At 63.1% G+C, this 2,397-nt stretch carries 3 protein-coding genes; all 3 read left to right on the plus strand.

Annotation, left to right across the window (positions count from 1 at the left end; all coding sequences use genetic code 11):
• The first annotated feature begins 165 nt into the window (after positions 1 to 165).
• Positions 166 to 1,455, plus strand: coding sequence for a UDP-N-acetylglucosamine 1-carboxyvinyltransferase (gene murA / locus AC1DT3_RS18140; RefSeq protein WP_477466625.1), 1,290 nt, complete (start codon positions 166 to 168; stop codon positions 1,453 to 1,455).
• Positions 1,456 to 1,546: 91 nt separating this feature from the next.
• Positions 1,547 to 2,215 (plus strand): glutathione S-transferase family protein, encoded by a 669-nt coding sequence (locus tag AC1DT3_RS18145; RefSeq protein WP_477466626.1) that lies wholly within the window; start codon positions 1,547 to 1,549, stop codon positions 2,213 to 2,215.
• Positions 2,216 to 2,294: 79 nt separating this feature from the next.
• A partial coding sequence (locus tag AC1DT3_RS18150) for a DUF2948 family protein (protein WP_477466627.1) occupies positions 2,295 to 2,397 on the plus strand: 103 nt, incomplete at its 3' end.

Raw genomic sequence — 2,397 nt, forward strand, 5'->3', positions numbered from 1 at the left:
CCTCAAGGCTGCTTTGAAAGAGAACCTCAAGCGGCGCAAGGCGCAAGCCCGGGGCCGAGCTCAGCAGCCCGACGCGGGGAATCCGGAGCCGGATCGAGCCGGCGAGACGTCGGAGTAAATTATTTGAACGGCCGGACAACGGCCCGATTTTTGTAAGGAAGTTTCATGGACCGCATTCGCATCCGGGGCGGYGCGCCCCTCAACGGCATCATCCCCATTTCGGGCGCGAAGAACGCCGCGCTGCCATTGATGATCGCGAGCCTCCTGACCGAGGAGACCCTCGAACTCGGCAACGTTCCGCGGCTCGCCGACATCTCGTCGCTGCTGCGGATCCTGAGCAATTTCGGCGTCGATCATATGATCGCCGGCCGCCGTCCCGGTGAGACGGCCGAGACCGGCCAGACGATTCGCCTCTCGGCGCGGTCGATCATCGACACCTGCGCCCCCTATGAACTGGTCTCGACTATGCGGGCGAGCTTCTGGGTGATCGCGCCGCTTCTGGCTCGGTTCGGCGAAGCGCGGGTCTCGATGCCTGGGGGCTGCGCCATCGGCACGCGGCCGGTGGATCTCCTGATCATGGCGCTCGAAAAGCTCGGCGCCGATATCGAGATCGACGGCGGCTACGTGGTCGCCAAAGCCCCCAAGGGCTTGAAGGGCGCGGAGATGGATTTTCCGAAGGTCACGGTCGGAGGCACCCATGTCGCGTTGATGGCGGCAGCCCTTGCCCGCGGAACGACGGTCATTAGAAATGCGGCCCGTGAACCCGAAGTGGTGGATCTGGCCGAGTGCCTGACCAAGATGGGTGCGAAGATCGAGGGCGCTGGCCGATCCGAGATCGTGGTCGAGGGCGTCGCGCGTCTCGGCGGCGCGACTCATGACGTCCTGCCGGACCGGATCGAAACCGGCACCTATGCCATGGCGGTGGCGATGACCGGCGGTGATGTGGTGCTCGAGAACACCCGGCCGGAACTGCTCGATTTCGCCCTCGACGTCCTGCGCCAGGCCGGGACGGACATCAGCCCGAGTGAAAACGGCATTCGCGTGCGTCGCAACGGCAACGGCATCCAGGCCGTCGACATGACGACCGATCCGTATCCGGGGTTTCCAACGGACCTGCAGGCCCAGTTCATGGCCTTGATGACCAAGGCGAACGGCACCTCGCGCATTCGCGAGACGATTTTCGAGAATCGGTTCATGCACGTGCAGGAGTTGGCCCGTCTCGGCGCCAGGATCCGCCTCGACGGCGACAGCGCCTACGTGGAGGGCGTCGACACCCTGAAGGGCGCGCCCGTGATGGCGACCGATCTGCGCGCTTCGGTATCTCTCGTGATCGCCGGGCTTGCGGCGGAAGGCGAGACGACGATCAACCGGGTCTATCACCTCGATCGCGGCTTTGAAGCGCTCGAAGCCAAACTCGGACGCTGCGGCGCCGATATCGAACGCATCAAGGGATGAGCCTCAGAGAACGCAGTAGCGGCCTCAGCTCGGCTTAGGTGGCGGTCACGCGGTCGTGCGAGGTTGGCGATGGCCAAGGAGGAGCCTCACGATGGCCATCACTATTACCGCCTTTGAACGGTCACCCGATGGCGGCAAAGGGCTGGCGCGTGATACGCGCGTTCGTTGGGCGCTGGAGGAAGTGGGCCAGCCTTACGAAGTTCGTCTTGTTTCGTTCAGGGCGATGAAGGAATCCGCACATCTGGCGCTTCATCCCTTCGGGCAGATTCCGACCTACGAAGAAGGCGATCTCGGCTTGTTCGAGACGGGGGCGATCGTCTTCCATATCGCCGAGCGCCACGCGGGCCTGCTGCCGGCCGATGCCGATGCGCGGGCGCGCGCGATCACCTGGATGTTTGCCGCGCTCARCACRGTGGAGCCGCCGATCCTTGAACTCGGAACCGCCAAGCTCCTCGAGGGCGATAAGGCCTGGACCAAGGAGCGCCTGCCTCTGGTCGAGGATCGCGTCCGCGACCGGCTCAGGCAACTTTCGGCTCGCCTTGGCAGTGCCGACTGGCTCGATGGTGGTTTCAGCGCAGGCGACCTGATGATGGTGTCGGTGCTGCTCAGGCTGAAATCATCGGGCATTCTGGACGAATATCCGAACCTCGCCACCTATGTGGCCCGTGGCGAAGCGCGGCCCGCCTACAAGCGGGCTTTTGACGCTCAATTGGCGGTTTATACCGGCAAGACACCGACCGATTCATCAACTGGAGCATGACGTTGTCGAAAAACCGTTTCGCACTTTTCGGCGTCATGCTCTAGGTAGCTCTTGAAGCTCAAGAAGAGGTTGCCGTTCCATGGAGCTGCTCAAACTCGTCGCCCTCGATCAGGAAGACCTCACGGTCATCTCGACCTATCTTCAGGATGCGATCGTGAATGTCGGCGATATCGCTTATCTGC

It is taken from the genome of Microvirga sp. P4_G7 (assembly GCF_056401005.1).